This is a genomic window from Candidatus Dechloromonas phosphoritropha, assembly GCA_016722705.1.
Classification (GTDB): Bacteria; Pseudomonadota; Gammaproteobacteria; order Burkholderiales; family Rhodocyclaceae; genus Azonexus; species Azonexus phosphoritrophus.
In genome coordinates this window covers 1,333,381-1,350,967 of record JADKGN010000004.1, presented here as the reverse complement: position 1 = coordinate 1,350,967, position 17,587 = coordinate 1,333,381, and the positions used below count along the sequence as shown (strand labels likewise).

14 protein-coding genes and 2 pseudogenes are annotated in these 17,587 nt (G+C 62.8%); 5 read left to right on the top strand and 11 right to left on the bottom strand.

Translation table 11 applies throughout. From position 1 onward, the window contains the following. Window positions 1-8: 8 nt before the first annotated feature. The 5 genes and pseudogenes from paaF to IPP03_12265 all read right to left on the bottom strand — a co-directional run bounded on the left by paaF (window position 9) and on the right by IPP03_12265 (window position 5,533). Window positions 9-1,334: a phenylacetate--CoA ligase gene (gene paaF, locus IPP03_12285; protein MBL0353384.1), complete on the bottom strand. Its 1,326-nt coding sequence runs from the start codon at window positions 1,332-1,334 to the stop codon at window positions 9-11. A 15-nt stretch (window positions 1,335-1,349) separates the two neighbouring features. Beyond that, window positions 1,350-1,829 (bottom strand): hydroxyphenylacetyl-CoA thioesterase PaaI, encoded by a 480-nt coding sequence (gene paaI / locus IPP03_12280; GenBank protein ID MBL0353383.1) that lies wholly within the window; start codon window positions 1,827-1,829, stop codon window positions 1,350-1,352. After that, a pseudogene (locus IPP03_12275) lies at window positions 1,822-3,048 on the bottom strand (3-hydroxyacyl-CoA dehydrogenase). The gene paaI and the pseudogene IPP03_12275 overlap by 8 nt, the downstream one beginning before the upstream one ends. A gap of 54 nt (window positions 3,049-3,102) precedes the next feature. Next, window positions 3,103-3,897, bottom strand: coding sequence for a 2-(1,2-epoxy-1,2-dihydrophenyl)acetyl-CoA isomerase (locus IPP03_12270; GenBank protein MBL0353382.1), 795 nt, complete (start codon window positions 3,895-3,897; stop codon window positions 3,103-3,105). 142 nt (window positions 3,898-4,039) lie between these two features. Continuing rightward, window positions 4,040-5,533, bottom strand: a pseudogene (locus IPP03_12265) (aldehyde dehydrogenase family protein). Between the two features lie 502 nt (window positions 5,534-6,035). Here IPP03_12265 and IPP03_12260 point away from each other — a divergent pair. Next, window positions 6,036-9,170 carry a DUF3427 domain-containing protein gene (locus IPP03_12260; protein MBL0353381.1) on the top strand — a complete coding sequence of 1,045 codons (3,135 nt, stop codon included), beginning with the start codon at window positions 6,036-6,038 and terminating at the stop codon, window positions 9,168-9,170. A 51-nt stretch (window positions 9,171-9,221) separates the two neighbouring features. Beyond that, complete coding sequence (locus IPP03_12255) at window positions 9,222-9,890, top strand: RluA family pseudouridine synthase (GenBank protein MBL0353380.1); 669 nt, start codon at window positions 9,222-9,224, stop codon at window positions 9,888-9,890. Window positions 9,891-9,966: 76 nt separating this feature from the next. On the opposite strand, the gene IPP03_12250 is transcribed toward IPP03_12255, so the two are convergent. Continuing rightward, window positions 9,967-10,242 (bottom strand): type II toxin-antitoxin system RelE/ParE family toxin, encoded by a 276-nt coding sequence (locus IPP03_12250; protein ID MBL0353379.1) that lies wholly within the window; start codon window positions 10,240-10,242, stop codon window positions 9,967-9,969. Beyond that, entirely contained in the window at window positions 10,242-10,511 is a 270-nt protein-coding gene (locus tag IPP03_12245; protein MBL0353378.1) for a ribbon-helix-helix protein, CopG family, read from the bottom strand. Before IPP03_12245 ends, IPP03_12250 begins: the two co-directional genes overlap by 1 nt. A 250-nt stretch (window positions 10,512-10,761) precedes the next feature. On the opposite strand from IPP03_12245, the gene IPP03_12240 reads away from it, so the two are divergent. Next, on the top strand, window positions 10,762-11,247 hold the full coding sequence (locus IPP03_12240; protein MBL0353377.1) for a hypothetical protein: 486 nt from the start codon (window positions 10,762-10,764) through the stop codon (window positions 11,245-11,247). 17 nt (window positions 11,248-11,264) lie between these two features. Further along, a complete protein-coding gene (locus IPP03_12235) occupies window positions 11,265-11,696 on the top strand; it encodes a PaaI family thioesterase (protein ID MBL0353376.1) in 432 nt (143 codons plus the stop codon). Window positions 11,697-12,029: 333 nt separating this feature from the next. Here IPP03_12235 and IPP03_12230 read toward each other — a convergent pair whose 3' ends face one another. Beyond that, entirely contained in the window at window positions 12,030-12,524 is a 495-nt protein-coding gene (locus IPP03_12230) for an OmpA family protein (protein ID MBL0353375.1), read from the bottom strand. A 328-nt stretch (window positions 12,525-12,852) separates the two neighbouring features. On the opposite strand from IPP03_12230, the gene IPP03_12225 reads away from it, so the two are divergent. Beyond that, a complete protein-coding gene (locus IPP03_12225) occupies window positions 12,853-13,485 on the top strand; it encodes a DUF599 domain-containing protein (GenBank protein ID MBL0353374.1) in 633 nt (210 codons plus the stop codon). A gap of 286 nt (window positions 13,486-13,771) precedes the next feature. Here IPP03_12225 and IPP03_12220 read toward each other — a convergent pair whose 3' ends face one another. From IPP03_12220 to IPP03_12210, 3 genes are all read right to left on the bottom strand, one after another. Further along, window positions 13,772-15,253: a DegQ family serine endoprotease gene (locus IPP03_12220; protein MBL0353373.1), complete on the bottom strand. Its 1,482-nt coding sequence runs from the start codon at window positions 15,251-15,253 to the stop codon at window positions 13,772-13,774. 143 nt (window positions 15,254-15,396) lie between these two features. Next, a complete protein-coding gene (locus IPP03_12215) occupies window positions 15,397-16,710 on the bottom strand; it encodes a sensor histidine kinase N-terminal domain-containing protein (protein MBL0353372.1) in 1,314 nt (437 codons plus the stop codon). Then, the gene (locus IPP03_12210) at window positions 16,707-17,369 is read right to left on the bottom strand and encodes a response regulator transcription factor (GenBank protein ID MBL0353371.1); all 663 of its coding nucleotides are present in this window, start codon (window positions 17,367-17,369) and stop codon (window positions 16,707-16,709) included. Before IPP03_12210 ends, IPP03_12215 begins: the two co-directional genes overlap by 4 nt. Between the last annotated feature and the right edge of the window lie 218 nt (window positions 17,370-17,587).

The window sequence follows — 17,587 nt, the reverse complement described above, 5'->3', positions numbered from 1 at the left end:
GCTGTTTCTCACTTCTGCTTTTGGCGCTTGTCAAGCACACGGCGGGCCTTGCCGACCTGCGTGCGCGGAATCGTGTCGAACTCCATGACGCTGACCAGCGTCGACACGCCGACATGACTCTTGATCCGGTGCCGCAGTTCCTTGGCGATGGCCTGGATGTCGGCCTTGCGCAACTGGCCGGAAAGCTCGCGCTGAACTTCGCAGCGCACTTCCAGGTTGTCGAGATGCTTGTCGCGGGTGACGACGACCTGATAATTGCCCGAGAGGCGTCGGTCGCGCAGAATCTGCTCCTCGATCTGGGTCGGGAAGACATTGGTTCCGCGGATGATCAGCATGTCGTCGGAACGTCCGGTGATCTTGCCCATGCGGCGAAACGCGCGCGCGGTCGGCGGCAGCAGCCGGGTCAGGTCGCGCGTGCGGTAACGGATGACCGGGAAGGCTTCCTTGGTCAGTGAGGTGAACACCAGTTCGCCGACCTCGCCGTCGGGTAGCACCGCGCCGCTTTCCGGGTCAATGATTTCGGGGTAGAAATGGTCTTCCCAGATCACCGGGCCGTCCTTGGTCTCGATGCACTCGCTGGCGACGCCGGGGCCGATCACCTCGGTCAGGCCGTAGATGTCAATGGCGTCGATGCCGAGCTTGCGCTCGATTTCGGAGCGCATGCCTTCGCCCCAGGGCTCGGCGCCGAAGAGGCCGACGGTTAGCGAAATCTCTCCGGGCTTGATGCCGAGGCGCTCGAATTCCTCGGCGATCACCAGCGAGTAAGACGGCGTGACGATGATGATTTCGGGCTGGAAATCCATGATCTGCTGCACCTGCTTTTCGGTCTGGCCGCCGGACATCGGCACGGCGATGCAACCGAGGCGCTCGACACCGTAGTGGGCGCCGAGGCCGCCGGTAAACATGCCGTAGCCGTAGGCAATGTGCACCATGTCCCCGGCGCGTCCGCCGGCGGCGCGCAGCGAGCGGGCGACGAGGTCGGCCCAGTGGTCGAGGTCGTTCCGCGTGTAGCCGACGACGATCGACCTGCCGGTTGTCCCGCTCGATGCGTGCAGGCGGCGCAACTCCTGGCGCGGTACGGCGAAGAGGCCGAACGGGTAGTTGTCGCGCAGGTCGGCCTTAGTCATGAAGGGGAAGCGGGCGAGATCGGCGAGCGTCTTCAGGTCATCGGGATGGACGTCGCTGGCCGCACACTTCTGCCGATAAGGGGCGACGTTGTCCCAGGTGTGGCGCAGCGACCACTTCAGGCGCGCCAGTTGCAGCGCCGAAATCTCGTCGCGGCTGGCGGTCTCGATCGGCTCGAGATCGCCGGGCAGGGGTTTCTTGACGGTCATGGCTGTTCTTCCTGATTACGGTAAGCGGGGCTCGTCGGCATGCTGCAGGCCGGCGATGACCTCGCCGTTGATGCGGTAGGACTTGCCGCGAAAGAGGGCGACGACCTTGCCGCTACGCGTCCGGATGGTGACATCGTACACGCCGGTGCGCCCCGACAGTGACTGTTCGACGGCCTCCGCCTCGAGGATGTCGCCCTCCTTGGCCGGTGCGAGGAAGTCGATGTGACAGGCGGAGGCGACAGTGTTCTTGTTGTAGCTGTTGCAGGCGTAGGCAAAGGCACTGTCGGCGAGGGTGAAGATCAGCCCGCCGTGGCAGATGTGGTGGCCGTTGACCATGTCCGGGCGGACCGTCATCAGCATCCGCGAATAGCCCCGGCGGATGGTCAGGATGCGCAGGCCGAGCAACTGGCTGGCGTGGTCGCGCGGCCACATGGCGCGGGCGACTTCCTCGGCGACAACTTCAGGGGAGTCCTTGGCGATCACATCGTCAATCATGGAATTTCTTTCTGGCGAAAACCATCTGGTGGAAGAGGGGAGAGGTCCGGTAGCGATCCTCGCCATAGGCGGCGCCGAGGTTGGCCAGCACGTCGCGGACGGCGGGCAGGCCGACAGGCTAGCGGCCCCCGCGGATAATTGACACCGAGGCACATGGCGACGTCAACGGCGGCGGCGATGGCGATCCGGGTGGCCGTACCGAAGTCGAGCGCGAGGTCGATCAGCACCGTGTCCGAGCAGCCGGATTCGGCGGCGCGGCGGGTGGCGCTGCGGCCATCGGTAACGTAGAGCACGGCGCCGTCGGCCTCGGCGATGCGGCCGTCGCTTGCGGCCGGGCGCTCGCAGGCAATGCCGGTGGCGGCGAGGTGGGCGGCGAGGGCAATGGTTGCGGTCGACTCGCCGAAAAGGGCAATTTTCGCGGGGGCGGGTTGCGCGGGTTCGCTGTTCGGCACTGGCCGCGCAGCGCCGTCGCGGTAGTCATAAAAGCCACGCCCGCTCTTGCGGCCCAAGTGCCCGGCGTCGACCAGTTCCTGCTGGAGCAGCGAGGGCAGGAAGCGCTGGTCGTGGAAGAAGGCGCGCCAGACCGAGTGGGTCACGGCGAAATTGACGTCGTGGCCAATCATGTCCATCAGCTCGAACGGCCCCATGCGGAAGCCGCCGGCCTCGCGCATAACGGCATCGATGGTTGCGCAGTCGGCGGCACCCTCCTGCGCCAGGCGCAGCGCCTCGGCGTAGTAGGGGCGGGCGACGCGATTGACGATGAACCCTGGCGACGACTTGGCATGGACCGGGGTCTTGCCCCAGGCGGCGGCGGTGGTGAACAGTGTCGTGGCAACCGCCGGGTCGGTGGCGAGACCGGAGAAACGACCTCGACCAGCACCATCAGCGGCGCCGGGTTGAAGAAATGCAGGCCGGCCAGGCGTTCGGGGTGGCGCAGCGCGGCGCCAATGGTGGTGACCGAAATCGACGAGGTGTTGGTGCACAGAATGCAGTCACGGCCGACAATGTCTTCGAGATCGGCAAAGAGTGCCCGCTTCTCCGCCAGATCCTCGACAATGGCCTCGACGACCAGACGGGCAGCGGCGAGGTCGGCGATCTCGTGGGCAGGGATCAGCCGCATCCCGGCAGCGGCGGCGCGGGGGGCGACATCGGGCCGGTTGTCGAGCAGCCTGACACGGTGGCCGGCGACTGCCGCGACCTGGGCGATCCCGGCGCCCATCGCCCCGGCGCCGACGACGGCGATCAGCGTATCCCTGGCGAGGGCGCCCACCGCTCAGTCGCCGGTGAAATTGGGCGCGCGCTTTTCCGTGAAGGCCTTGACGCCCTCGGCGTAGTCGGGGCTCCAGCCGAGTTCGCGCATGAAGCCGCCCTCGAAGGAAAGTTGCTGTTCGAGCGTGTGGCCGGGGGCCGCGTGCATCGCCTGACGGGTACGTACCAGCGCCTTGGTCGGCATCCTGGCGAGTCGTGCGGCGAGGGCGTCGATCGTCGCCGCGAAATCGGCATCCTCGACGCACTGCCAGATCAGTCCCCACTCGGCTGCCTTCTCTGCCGGTAGCTTTTCGGCGAGCAGGGCGAGGCCCATGGCACGCGCCATACCGACGCGCTGCGGCAGGAACCATGTGCCGCCGGTGTCGGGGATCAGGCCGAGCTTGCTGAACGCCTGCAGGAAGGCGGCGGATTTCTTAGCGACGACCAGGTCGCAGCACAGCGCCACCGAGCAGCCGGCGCCGGCGGCAATGCCGTTGACGGCGGCGATGGTCGGCACGCGCAGATTTTGCAGACGCAGCGCCAGCGGCTTGTAGTTGGCCTCGACGACATTGCCGACGTCGGGCATCCTTCCGGCCTCGATCTGCATGGCGCGGTCGCCGAGATCCTGCCCGGCCGAGAAGCCGCGCCCGGCGCCGGTCAGCACCAGGACGCGGGCGTCCCGCGTTTCCTGGATGTGGTCGAGGGCGACGCTCAGTTCGGCATGCATGGCGTCGTTGAAGCTGTTGAGCCTGTCGGGACGGTTCAGGGTCAGGCGGGCGATGCCGTCGTTGACCGCAAGGGTGATGTTTTCGAAATTCATTTCTTGTTCCTTAAGGAGACACTGATTTATTCGTCACCCCGGCGAAAGCCGGGGTTCAGTTCGTTGATTTTCCTGGATTCCGGCTTGCGCCGGAATGACGTGGCCTCGGGCTATGACAGATTTGAATTCAATCAGCACTTCCTTAGACGTGATAGCGGCGCTGGACGACCCGGAAGCGGTTGGCGACGAAGGCCGAATCGGAATGGGAGGCGTTGGCCGCCGGGTTGCCGCCGGTGCCATGGTAATCGGAGTAGGCGGCCGACTGGTTCACGAAAACGCCGCCGGTCAGGTCGATCGACAGCGCGGCCTTGGAACGCCAGGTGGCGGCGGTCATTGCGTCGATGACTTCGGCCCTGGTCGAGTACACGCCGGCGGTCAGCGCGCCGTGGGTGGCGATAATGCGTTCGGAGAGCGCGATGGCAGCGGCGGTATCAGCGACCTTGACGATGAAGCTGATGGGGCCGAAACGCTCCTCCATGTAGGCAGATTCGTCGTCGGCGTCACAGGCGAGCAGAACCGGCGTGCGCACCTCGGCATTCGGGAAATCCGGGTTCACGAGTTTCGTCGGGGCGAGGATGACCGCGCCCAGCTTGCCGGCGCCGGCTTCCTCAATGCGCTGGAGCGTATCGGCGGACTGGATGGCGCCGAGCACGGCATGAGCGACTTCCGGCTTGGCCAGGAAGCCGGTGATGGCGCGGGCGAGGTCGTGCACATCTGGCCCGAATACAGCGCCAGCGTGAAGGCGAGGTTGCCCAGCATGCGCTTGTAGGCGTCGGTCGAATCGATGACGATGTTGTTGACGCCGGCCAGCTCGGCATAGACCTGTGCCTGGCGGCAGTGGTCGAGCAACCACTGGCCGAAGACGTTGCCGCCAGTGAAATCGACCGACTTGACCGCCGGGGGGTGACCAGCTTCTGCGTCGTCTCGCGCTCGGCCGGCACGCACAGCGTGACCAGGTCGGCGTCGATGCCATTCTCGGCGAGCACGGCGCGGATCGTGCGCACGGTGATCGCTGCGGGCAGGATGGCATTTTCGTGTGGCTTGACGATCACCGCGTTGCCGGTCGCCAGCGCCGCGAACAGTCCGGGGTAGGTGTTCCAGGTCGGGAAGGTGCCGCAGCCGACAACGACGCCGACGCCACGGCCGACGATCTCGAAGTGCTTTTTCAGCACCAGCGGCGGGTTCTTGCACTGCGGCTTTTCCCAGGTCGCCTCGTGCAGCACGAAGCGCTGCTCGCGGTAAGCGTAGGCGACGGCTTCGAGGCCGCGTTCCAGAGCGTGCGGCGCGCCGGCCTGAAAGGCCATCATCCAGCCCTGGCCGGCGGCCTGCCAGCCGGGCATCGCTTTCCCGCCGGCGGCGATCAGGGCGTCGATGTCGCATACGGATAGGTCACGTTCAGTTCGATGCCGTAGGGCGACTCCCCGCCGCCACGCCAGCCGGTCTGGCCGGACTGGCACAGCGCGAACTCCTCGCCGACGTGGGCCTCAAAGGCCAGCTTGCCGTCCTCGGCAGCGGTTTCGCCATAGGCCTTGGGGCTGGGCATTTTATTGTAGGCCGACCAGTAACCGCGGGTAGCGATGGCGTGCAGCGCGCCTTCGAGCGTGGTGCGGTGCTTTTCGAGCAGGGGATGGGACATGTCTTTCTCCAGGGATTCTTGTTCGGATGCGGCCGGCGCGCCAGTGTAGTGATAGATTTTTGAAGGAACATTTCAACATCACACGTCATTCCCGCGAAGGCGGGAATCCAGCGCCTTTACTACAAAGTCACGGAGTCCCCGCCTTCGCGGGGACGACAAACCACGGTTTAATAAGTCTCTATTAGAGCGCACTACTACACTAGCGATCGATTCCGCCCATGAATGGAGAATGTATCATTGCCCGATGCCTGACCCCAAGGCATTGAATGCCGTCGCGGCGATGAACCCGCCGCTCGTCTACCGTCCGCCGCGACCCGCCCGCCGACCCCGGCTTCGCCGAGCGCTTCCCCCAGCGACCCGCTGGCGGCGATGTCGCTGTAGGGCGCCACCTGAAAACTAGCTGTTTTTCGGGGTCGACCGCGACATCGCCGGGTTCCTGGTATCTTGACACCGTTCCTTATCTCAATTGCCCCGTGATGGGGCAGCGAAGGGTTAGCCAGAAATGGAATTCCGCGATGGCATTTACGATCAGGTGCTGACAGAAGCGGCTTTTGCCGCGCTTGCAGACAAGGTTTCCGATCAGTCGCGAAGTGTCGCTGAGCTGACGACTGATGATTCGGCAGCACGCCTGGCTGATGCGCTCGCGACGCAGCTTGTTCGTATCCTCGATGATCTCGATGGCAAGGGGGCGGACAAGATTCGGCGCCAGCTTGATCTGGTCAACTCCATTCTCGTCGCGACCCGTCAGAGGCTCGGCAGAACAGGACACGATATCGATGCGTTCCATGATCCCCTACAGGTCCTTCAGGCTATCCATCGTACGGGTTCTGCTCCTGCCTATCCAGATACTGGCCTCGCGAACCCGTGGCTGTTCACCGCGGGGAGAGGATCGCCGTCGCTGTTGGCCGAGTTGCGCCGCGAGCTTTCGGCATGCGAACAGGTCGATATCTTGGTCAGCTTTATCACCTATTCAGGTGTCCGAAAACTGATCGACGTTCTTCAATCGGCTACCGCATTTGGGGCAAACCAGAAGCCGAGAACTAGGATCCGGATACTGACGACGACGTATACGGGTGCGACCGAGATTCGCGCACTCGATGAATTGGCGACCCTTCCCGGAAGCGAAATCCGCATCTCTTTGGATGGCCGGCGCACGAGATTGCACGCTAAGGCTTGGATTTTTCAGAGGGCGACGGGGTTCGGTTCGGCCTATGTGGGGAGCGCCAATCTTTCAGGCGCCGCGCTTTTGGGTGGGCTGGAATGGACCGTCAAGTTTACTGAGAGGGGACAGTCCGACCTCTTCGAGCGAGCGAAGGCCCACTTCGAGACGCTTTGGGAGGACAACGAGTTTCAGGTCTATGACCGCAACAATGAGAGCCATCGCCAGGCGCTCGGTGAGGCACTTCGTAGAGAAGCAGGGGGTGACCTCGTTGTGCGGCAGACCTTCTTCGATTTGGAGCCGAAGGCGTATCAACAGGACATGCTCGATTCGCTACAAGCAGAGCGCGACCACGGACGTCGACGCAGTCTTGTGGTGGCCGCGACCGGAACCGGGAAGACGGTGGTTGCCGCTTTCGATTACCGCAGCCTGTGTTTCATTGACGGAGGGCGGCCGCGGTTGTTGTTTGTCGCTCACCGCGAGGAAATCTTGCGGCAGTCAATGCGCACGTATCGGGAAGTGCTGCGCGATAACACGTTCGGCAGTCTGCTGGCTGGCGGCTACGAGCCGGAATCCTACGACCATCTATTTGCCACGATTGATAGCGTTGACGCACGTGGACTGCTTGATCGGTTCCCCGAAAGCCATTGGCACACGGTGGTGGTTGATGAATGCCACCGACTTGCCGCCGACCGCTTCGACCGGTTTGTTACTCGAATCAGGCCGCGCTACTTGCTCGGTCTTACGGCTACTCCTGAACGCAGTGACGGGAGGTCGATCCTGGGCTATTTCGAGAATCGCCCTGACGGGGCCCCGGCCGTCGAGCTTCGTCTCTGGCACGCTCTTGACCAACAGTTGTTGTGCCCCTTCGAATACTTCGCCTGCGATGACGAGACAGATTTTTCGCAGGTGCCGTGGGCACAGCCGGGCGAGCTTGCCGCAATGGACGCTTTGGTTACAGGAAACGACGTTCGTGCCCGACTGGTGATCAACGAGTGGCGGCGCCTTGCCGACAACACTTCGAAAGGACGGGCGCTGGTTTTCTGCGTTTCGGTGGCACATGCGGAGTTCATGGCGACCTGCTTCAATCAGGCGGGTATCGCGGCCATGTGCGTTGTCGGTGCGACGCCACCGGATGAACGTAGGAGGGCGCCGGAGCGTTTGGCTGCCGGAGACGTACAGGCGCTGGTGACCTGTGATCTTTTTAACGAGGGTGTGGACATCCCGGCTGTCGACACCTTGCTCCTGTTGAGGCCGACCCAAAGCCCGGTTCTCTTTCAGCAGCAGCTCGGCCGCGGACTTCGCCTGTCAAAGGGCAAGGAAAGCTGTCTTGTGCTCGATTTTGTCGGGCGTCATCGCCAAGATTTTCGCTTCGACAGGCTCTTGTCGACGATTACCGGACTGCCTCGCGGTCAACTCGCAAATGCGGTCGAAAATGGCTTTGGGTCATTGCCGCCGGGCTGCCATATTCAGCTTCAACGCCAAGCGAAGGATCAGGTTCTCAAGAGCCTCCGGCAACTGGAGCATCACAACTGGCGCCGATTGCAGGCTGAGTTAAGTGCCTACATTGCCTTGCGCGGACGTACAGACATTCGCTTGGCTGTCTTTCTGCGTGAGCAAGCGATCGATGTGGAAGATCTCTATCGGCCGCAAGGCCGATCATCCGGTTGGGCGAATCTGAAGCGCGATACCGGGCTGCCCGTAGAAGATTCGGGAGAAGAGGGAGACTACTTCGGTCGTCGTTTCTCGGGATTGCTGCACATTGATGATCCGCTTCGCCTTGCAATCATGCATAAGCTTGGAGAGCCTGAAGCACAATACATCCCAATCAATCCAGAGGAGACGTCGCTGCTCCAGATGCTTGCTTACCAAGTTGATGGACAGTCAGGGCGAGTTGGGAGTGCGGAAGGATTTGCAAGGCGGTTACGGGCGTCCCCGGCGCAACGCGTGGAGTTGGGCGAGCTGGCTGAGGTCCTTGAGGCGCGAACGACGTTGCAGATTCGCCGCGTTCCGGGGCTGATGGACACACCTTTGTGCCTCCACGGCTCGTACGGGGTTCGGGAAATTCTGACTGCGGTCGGCTGGCTCACCGCTGAAAGACGAGTTCCGTTCCAAGCGGGGGTGTTGTCGCTGCCGGATCGCAAGACAGAATTGCTGTTTGTCACACTGGACAAGCGGGAGGGCTATCACGAGCGGATCGCGTATCACGACTATGCGATCAGTTCCGAACTCTTCCATTGGCAATCGCAGAACAATGCTCGTCCGGACACGACGGCTGGTCGGCGTTATCTGGAAAGCCCATCCAATGGCTGGACATTTCAGTTATTTGTTCGGCTAAACCGAAATTCGCCTTATCGTGCATGTGGTCCCGTTACGCGGGAGCGAGCGGAGGGCGAGAAACCTATGACCCTCTACTGGAAGCTGTCGGTTCCTTTGCCGACGCGGATGTTCCAAGAGTTCAGCATCCTGCGCGGGTGACCTTTGGCTTCTCTAGGTTCCGGCCCAGCGCTTCCTCAACTCCTTGCCCTGATGAGCGACCACTCCCCAACCTACCAGCCCCCGCCCGACGAAGGGCTGGACATTCGCTACATCGACGACGACCTGCTCGTCGTCGACAAGCCGGCCGGACTGCTGTCCGTGCCCGGGCGGGGGCCGGGCAAGCAGGATTGCCTGAGTGCCCGCGTCCAAGCCCGCTACCCGGAGGCACTGCCGGTGCATCGCCTCGATCTCGGCACGTCGGGCTTGCTGGTCCTGGCGCGCAGCCCGGACATGCTCCGGGCGCTCAGCCGGCTGTTCGAGACGCGTCGGGTGGAAAAGCGCTACGTGGCGCTGGTGGCCGGGTGCATGGCGGCGGGCGAGCGCGTGATCGAACTGCCGCTGATCGCCGATTGGCCCAACCGCCCGCGCCAGATGGTGGACTACGCCATCGGCAAGCCCTCGCGCACCCGGTTGCGCGTGGCGGGCTACGAGCCGGCGCTGGATGCGACGCGGGTCGATCTCTTCCCCGAAACCGGGCGCTCGCACCAGTTGCGCGTGCACCTGCAGGCCATCGGCCACCCCATCCTCGGTGACGAGCTCTATGCGCCGCCCGAGGTCTTCGCCCGCGCCCCGCGCCTGCTGCTGCACGCTGCGTTTTTGGGCTTTTTTCACCCGTTGACCGCAACCGAGCTTCGTGTGGAGAGCGGGGCACCGTTCTGATTTGGCGCTATCACGTCCAACCCGAGAAGTTTGTGATGCCGCCCGGCATGGACCGCCATACTCGAGCAGTCAGGTATTACCGATCCTCGCGCGTATGCCAGATGCGAAGGACGTAAATGACTTGGTCCTGGATTTCGTAGCGCAGTTCGTAATTGCCAACGAGGATTCGGCGCACTTCGCGCGGATCGAACTCCCCAAGGCGCTCGCCGATACGCGGCTTGGCCGCCGGGCCCGACGGCGCAGCCGCCAGCGACTGGACCACGCGCGCGGCGGCGGCCGGATTGACTGGTGCCAGAAAATCATGCAGCCGAGCCAGGTCGGACAGACCCTTGTTGGTCCACTTCAATTCCATCAACGCGGCGCTGGCAGTGGCTCGAGTGTGTTCAAGCTGTCGGCCCAAGCCTGGACCGTCTGATGATCGATGACCCGGCCGGCGTCGACATCGTCCATCGCCTCCCGGGTCAGGCGGCTGCGTTCCTCTTCCTGATCGATCCAGGCAGATAGCGCCTGCTTGACGATCCAGCCTCGCGGGCGCTCCAGGCGCGCGGCCATCTGGTCGACCTTTTCAGCGAGCGGCAGCGGAACATGGGCGGTGAGAACCTTGGTTGCGACGCGGGGCATGGTTGGCTCCAATCAGAATTAATCAGGTTCAATCGTAGTGGCGCCGAAGGGAACTGGCAAGCGCCGGCTTGAGGGGTGTGGGCTTGAGCGGGGTTCCTGGCTCGGGAGGGACGGTGTCCCGCCTGATGTTCGACGATAACGTCGTCCCTTGGTACCCGAGATTCTGCTCGCCTTGGCCGGGCGCTCGGCGGCGGGCGAGCGCGTGATCGAACTGCCGCTGATCGCCGATTGGCCCAACCGCCCGCGCCAGATGGTGGACCACGCCATCGGCAAGCCCTCGCGCACCCGGTTGCGCGTGGCGGGCTGCGAGCCGGCGCTGGATGCGACGCGGGTCGACCTCTTCCCGGAAACCGGGCGCTCGCACCAGGTGCGGGTGCACCTGCAGGCTATCGGCCACCCCATCCTCGGCGACGAGCTCTATGCGCCGCCCGAGGTCTTCGCCCCCGCCCCGCGCCTCTTTCTGCACGCCGCGTTTTTGGGCTTTATTACCCCGTCGACCGCCGCCATCGTCGGCAAGCTGTTCGGCATCCGCTACCTCGCCACCCTGTTCGGACTCACCCTGCTGAGCCACCAGATCGGCGGTTTTCTCGGCGCCTACGTGGGCGGCTTGGTGATTAGCCGCTTCGGCGACTTCGGCTGGATGTGGTACGCCGACATGGCGCTCGCCGCCGCTGCCGCTATCATCAACCTGCCGATTCGCGAAGCGCCGGTGGCCCGAGCGCTGGCCCCGGCCTGACAAAAGGAGAATCAAGAATGAGCATATTACGCCCCGGGATTTCGATCGAGGTTCTTAACGAGCGCGGCAGCGAATACCTGCCGGGCTATCTGGGCATCGAGATGATCGAACTGGCCCCCAATTCGCTGCGCAGCCGGATGCCGGTGAAAAAACTGCATGTCGCGCCCAACGACTTTCTGCATGCTGCCAGTATCGTCGCCCTGGCCGACACGACCTGCGGCTACGCGACAATCGCCCATCTGCCGGAAGGTGCCGAGTCGTTCACCACCATCGAACTCAAGAGCAACCATCTCGGCACGGTCAGGGAAGGCGGCATCGCCTGTGTGGCGACGGCGCAGCATCTCGGGCGCACCACCCAGGTCTGGGATGCCGTGGTTACCGACGAGGCCAGCGGCCGCAAGCTCGCGCTGTTTCGCTGTACGCAGATGATCCTGTGGCCGAAGCAGTGAACTCCATGCACGGGTTTCCGGTTGGGTGATTGCTTGTCAGTCTTGAGCCGGTCGCAGTCTGTTCATTTGTGGCACGTTGTGGCATTTCGCCAATGGCCGACCGGGCTTGATTGAAATCGGCTTGGCGTTCTGCTCCGTCTGTTGGCTTTGGGAAGGCAGACATTCGCAAGGTTGCCATGGGTGGCTGTCCGTTCAGTGGCTCATGGCCGCCCGATGATGCTCGTTGCCGCGCGCCTCCTTGCAGCACTTCCCGGTATCCCGTGGCGATTCGAGATGCATGGTCAGCATCAATGAGCGCTCGCAATTCGCAAGTTCGTGGACCTTTACAGCGAGCTACGGCAAAAGAACCAGTTCAACCCGGTGCGCCATTTTTGAACAGTCGATCGATTTGCAGTTGGCCGGAATCCTGTCCTTGATGACGCTGTGCGGGCGAAACAGGCGAGGGGAAACCCCGTAGGACTTGAGCAGCTTTCTGACCGACAGAATCCTTTGCTCGGCGATTGCCAGGTTGAAGCTTCTGCTTCCTGAATCACCGGTGTGCCCAACCAGTGTCAATTTCTTCTTCGGGTTCATTTTCAGATAGTCAGCATGTCTGCGCAGTTTTACTTGCCCAGCTATGTCGACCTCGGTATCGCCTGGGTTGAAAAAAATGTTGAATTCGTCGATCGTCGCGGTATCGGTCGTTTCGTCAGTTGGCCGAGGCTTCTCGGCTGCATTGGGCTGCGAGGAAGCGGCCAGACCGGATTCTACCTTCGACGCCGCCTGCGTATTGTTGTCTTGTGGTTGGTTGTTGGCGCATCCGGCGAGCGATAGGACGAGGATGAGCAACCCGTGCCTGAATTGGATCAAAAAAGTTCTTGCCAGCGAGTTGCTCCCTTTCATGCTTCATTTTCCCAAGATAGAGTGATAGAGCAGATGTCACCGATCACACTGAACCTTGTGGAGTTTAACGATGCCGCTCTTGCCCGCGCGTAGCCATTTTGTAACCGCGACGACCAGAGAGCACGTCAATTTTCGGCGGAGCGCAAGATGTCATTCGCCCGGTCTCGGCTGCTTGCGGTAAAGTTCGCCCATCAATTTGCGGTAACGCTCGAACAATATGGCAAACGCGTCTTTTTTAAATTGGCTACGGGAGTTCGGCGCCGATGTGGCAGGCATGGCGATCTGCATTTCACTGGTAATCGCTTACTACGGCGTTCATCGGATACGCGTCAGGCGCGATCCGACGTATTCGATTCACCATGTGAATGACACGGCCCGGCGCATCTGGGTCGAACATGTCATGAGCAATTCGGGAAAAGACATAATGGCCGTGCAGACGTTACGGAATTTCATGATGTATCCGATCCTCATGGTGTCCACTTGCGCGCTGTTGATTATCGGCACCTTGACCTTGTCCGGCCAGACCGAAACCATGAGCCGTAGCTGGCATGCAATCAATTTCGGCGGTTCGCACGCAGCCGAGTTGTGGATAGTCAAGTTGATGTTTCTGCTGGTCGATTTTCTTGTCGCTTTATTCGCTTACGTCATTGCCATCCGCCTGGCAAATCATGTCCTGTTCATGATCAACATTCCGCGTGAGGCACGGTCGGAATATGACGTATTGTCGCCGTCGAACGTCGCCGACCGCCTGATTCTGGCCGGGAAAATGGTGGCCCTGGGAATGCGGACGCTTATTTTCGCCATTCCGCTCGGCTTCTGGCTGTTCGGGCCGCTTTACCTGGTAATTGGCAGCGTTGGCGTAGTCTGGTTCCTATCGCGCCTCGACCGACATCGGCGCGGGCTCTGATCAGAGACGGGATGGTTGGCCAAGACCGACCGCAGGGCCGGAACGACGATGTTCGCAGCGCGCTCTTCGTCAAGCTGCGGGAAGGGGTGACCCGCAACGCCGTACCGATCGAGTGGGTCAGGAGCTAGATCCGGGGCAACACCACGCGGCGCCGTGTGCCGGCGAGGGCCAGGGTCCGACACAACATTTTCCTGGATGCGATCTTGGGGCTACGGCTTGCTCAATTGACAAGCGAAAGGCGAAGGGGACTGGAGCGGGCGCCAGCCCCCTTCGCCCGCGATCTGTTCTAGCCCAGATCGACCGGAATAAAGATTCTGGCGTTGCCGCGGTCGACCAGGACAGCGATGCGCTTGCCGGCCTGGCTGATCAGGCTACGCAACTGCTCCGTACTGGAAATCGCCTCGCCGTTGACCGCGATGACGATGTCGCCCGGCTGAATGCCGGCCCTGGCGGCCGCGCCGGCCACATCCTGGACCACGACGCCGTTGCTGACATCGGATCGGCGCTGCTCTTCCGGTGTCAGCGGACGGACCACCACACCCAGACGACCCTTTGCGGCCTCGGGGGCATCATTGCTGGCCAGCTTCTCGTCCCCGAATTTGCCGACTTCGACATTGATAGGGCGTGTTCCGCCCTTGCGCCACACCTGCAGCTTCGCCTGCTCGCCGGGCTTCATGGAAGAGACGATCGCCGGCAGTTCATTGGACGAGGCGATCTCCTTACCGTTGATGGAAAGAATGACATCGCCCGGCTCGAGGCCAGCCTTCGCCGCGGGACTATCCTTCTCCACCGATCCGACCAATGCGCCGGCGGGCTTCTTGAGACCGAAGGTGTCGGCGAGCGACTGGTTGACCTCCTGGATTCCGACGCCGAGCCTGCCGCGCTGGACCTTGCCATGGGTGACGATCTGCTTTTCCACATTCATCGCGACCTCGATCGGTATCGCGAAGGAAAGCCCCTGATAGCCGCCGCTGCGCGAGTAGATCTGCGAGTTGATGCCGATCACCTCGCCCGCCATGTTGAACAGCGGTCCGCCCGAATTTCCGGGGTTAACGGCAACATCGGTCTGGATGAAGGGAACGTAGCTGCCGTCGGGCAGGGATCGCGAGAAAGCCGAGACAATGCCGGCACTGGCGCTGCTCTCGAAACCGAAGGGCGAGCCAATCGCCAGCACCCATTCACCGACACGGGTGTTGGCGACGTTGCCGATCCTGACCGCCGGCAGATCCGTCGCGTCGATCTTCAGGACGGCGACATCGCTGGCGGTATCGAGGCCGAGAACCTTGGCCTTGAATTCGCGCTTGTCGGTCAGTTTGACGATGACTTCCTCGGCGCCATCGACGACGTGGGCATTGGTCAGAATCGTGCCATCGGGACTGATGATGAAGCCCGACCCCAGACCGTGTGCAGGAGCCTCCCCCCGGTTCTGCGGAGCGCCGAAACGGCGGAGAAAGTCCGGGACGGAATCATCATCGTCAAATTGCGGCAATTTCTGTCCGCGCGAGCCTGCCTTGCGCGTGCCGGATACGCTGATGTTGACCACCGAGGGGCTGTTGCGCGCGACGATACCGCTCATGCCCGGCAGTGCCGCGGCGGCGCCTGAGATCGGCTGGGCCATCGTGGCGGGAGCAGGGACTTGCGACGCAGGGGCTTGCAACGCGGGGGCTTGCGACGCGGGGGAGTTGGCGTGGCCGAGAGTGTAGGCGCCGGTCAGCGCCGCCACAACGGCGGCGGCACCCGCGGTCAGCTTGAGCGTGTTCGTGTTCATGGAGTTCTCCTGAGTGAATGCTGGGCAGGCCCGGTGCCTGCCGACGGAGAAAGAATGCCTCGGCGAAACTTAAGCCTGACTTAAGATCATTGAGATCGGGTGTCGCCGGCATGATGATGGACGCACCCGTGAACCCCGCGTGGTCAAGGAGCCGGGTGGGCGCCGGGAAACTCGATCCGGACGGTGAGTCCGCCCCCTGCGCTGTCATTGAGACGGATTTCGGCCTTGTGCCGCTGTGCAATGCTATGAACGATTGCCAGACCGAGGCCGCTGCCACTGGTGGTCTGCCCGCTGCGCCGATAGAAGCGGTCGAACACGCGTTCGCGTTCCTCCGCGGGGATCCCGGGGCCGTTGTCCACGACCTCCAGCCAGACCCTGCCGGCGTCGCTCCCGCAACTGACGTCGACCTTCCCGGTGGCCGGGGTATGGCACACGGCATTGGCAACCAGGTTGGCGAGCAGGGTGCGCATTGCATTGCCGTCACCCGTGATGGTCGCTTCCGGGTCGAATGCGCTGACGCCAAGGTCGATCGCCTTGGCATCGGCAAGCGCCGTATGGTCGGCGACGACCTCGCGCAACACCTCGGCGAGGGAGAACTCGGCGAACGCGCTCGCTCTTGCACCGGCTTCGTTGCGCGCCAGCGCGAGCAGTTGCTGCACGGTATGGATCGCCCGCTCGAGCCCCGCCTTGAGATCACCCAGGGCCTCGGAACGCTCGACCTCGATCGTCGCACGTTCGAGTAGCCCCACCTGAAGTTGCAGGGCGGCCAGTGGGGTGCGCAACTCATGCGCCGCATCGGCAATGAAATCGCGCTGTACCTGAAGCGCCGCACGCAGGCGTCCGAGCAGTTCATTGAGCGAGACGACCAGCGGGCGCGCTTCGTCGGGAACGCCGCTTTCCGTGAACGGATCAAGCGCCTCGGGTGTCCGGGTCCTCACCGAACGGGCAAGATCGGTCAGCGGTCGGAGTTCCCTGCTGACGATCAGCCAGATCAGCAGTGCGATGAGGGGTAACAAAACCATGAACGGGGTCAGCGTGCGCAATGCCGCCTTCGCCGCCAGTCTCGCGCGCACGCTGGTCGGCTGAGCGACGGCAATGGTCTCGCCGCGGTATTGCAGGGCATAGACACGCCAGGCCTCCTCGCTGGTTCGTTCCGTGGCGAAGCCAAGGCGGGCGATCTCGGGCAGGGGCCGGTGCGGACGCGATGAGTAGATGGTGAGTCCGTTGCGATCCCAGACGCGGATGACGAAATCGAAACTTGTCTCGCCTGCCAGCGCCTCCGTTGAGCCCTGAAACGTCTGGTTGCGCAGCGCCAGGGCAATCTGTTGAAGGTGGTAATCGAAAATGGTGTTGGCTTCTTCCTTTGCCGCGCTGAAGGTCGCCCAGGCGCCAAGGAGCATGACGACTGTCATCGCCGCGGTGAGGGCCAGCACCAGCTTGCTGCGGATGGAATTCATGCTTGTTTCGGCACCATGTAGCCCACCCCACGGACGTTGCGGATCATTTCGCCGCCGATCTTGCGGCGCAGGGCATGAATGTGCACTTCGATCGCGTTGCTGCCGATTTCCTCTTCCCATCCGTAAAGCCTGTCTTCAAGCTGGCTGCGCGAAAGCGGTACGCCGGGAGCCTGGAGCAGGGCGTGCAGCAGCGCGAACTCGCGGCCCGAGAGCTTGACTTCGGTGCCGTTAAGACTCACTTCGTGGGTTGCCGGGTCGAGATGCAGTGGCCCATGCTCGATCACCGGGGTCGCCCTTCCGGAACGGCGGCGCAGCAGTGCCCGCAAACGCGCGGCAAGCTCGTTCAAATCGAAAGGCTTGACAAGGTAGTCGTCGGCGCCAGTATCGAGACCGGCAATCCGGTCTTCCACCGCGTCCCTGGCGGTGATGATCAGAATCGGCACCGTGTTCCTCTTCTGGCGCCATTGCGCGAGAAGTTCCAGCCCGCTCCTGCCGGGGAGCCCCAGGTCGAGCAGGATCGCATCGTATGCGTTGGTCGCAACGGCCAGTTCAGCAGAATTGCCGTCACGTACCCAATCTGCCGTGTAGCCGTCCTGGCGAAGGCCGGTACGAATGCCGGCGCCAATCATGGGGTCATCTTCAACGATCAGGATACGCATCGCGAATTACGCTGGGTTGGCACGCTGACGGCTGTACCTGTGAAAATTCTTTGCCATCGCGGCTAGCTGAATGTGCATGGGGGCATTGTAGCGACATCGCCGCAATGGAGCGACCGTGAGGGGAAGCCTGTTTCACAGCCTTTCGGATTCTCGATCTTCGCCGTCCCGTGCCGGATGGCGCAGATCAGTTTAGCGAGGGACTGAACTGATTGGTCAGA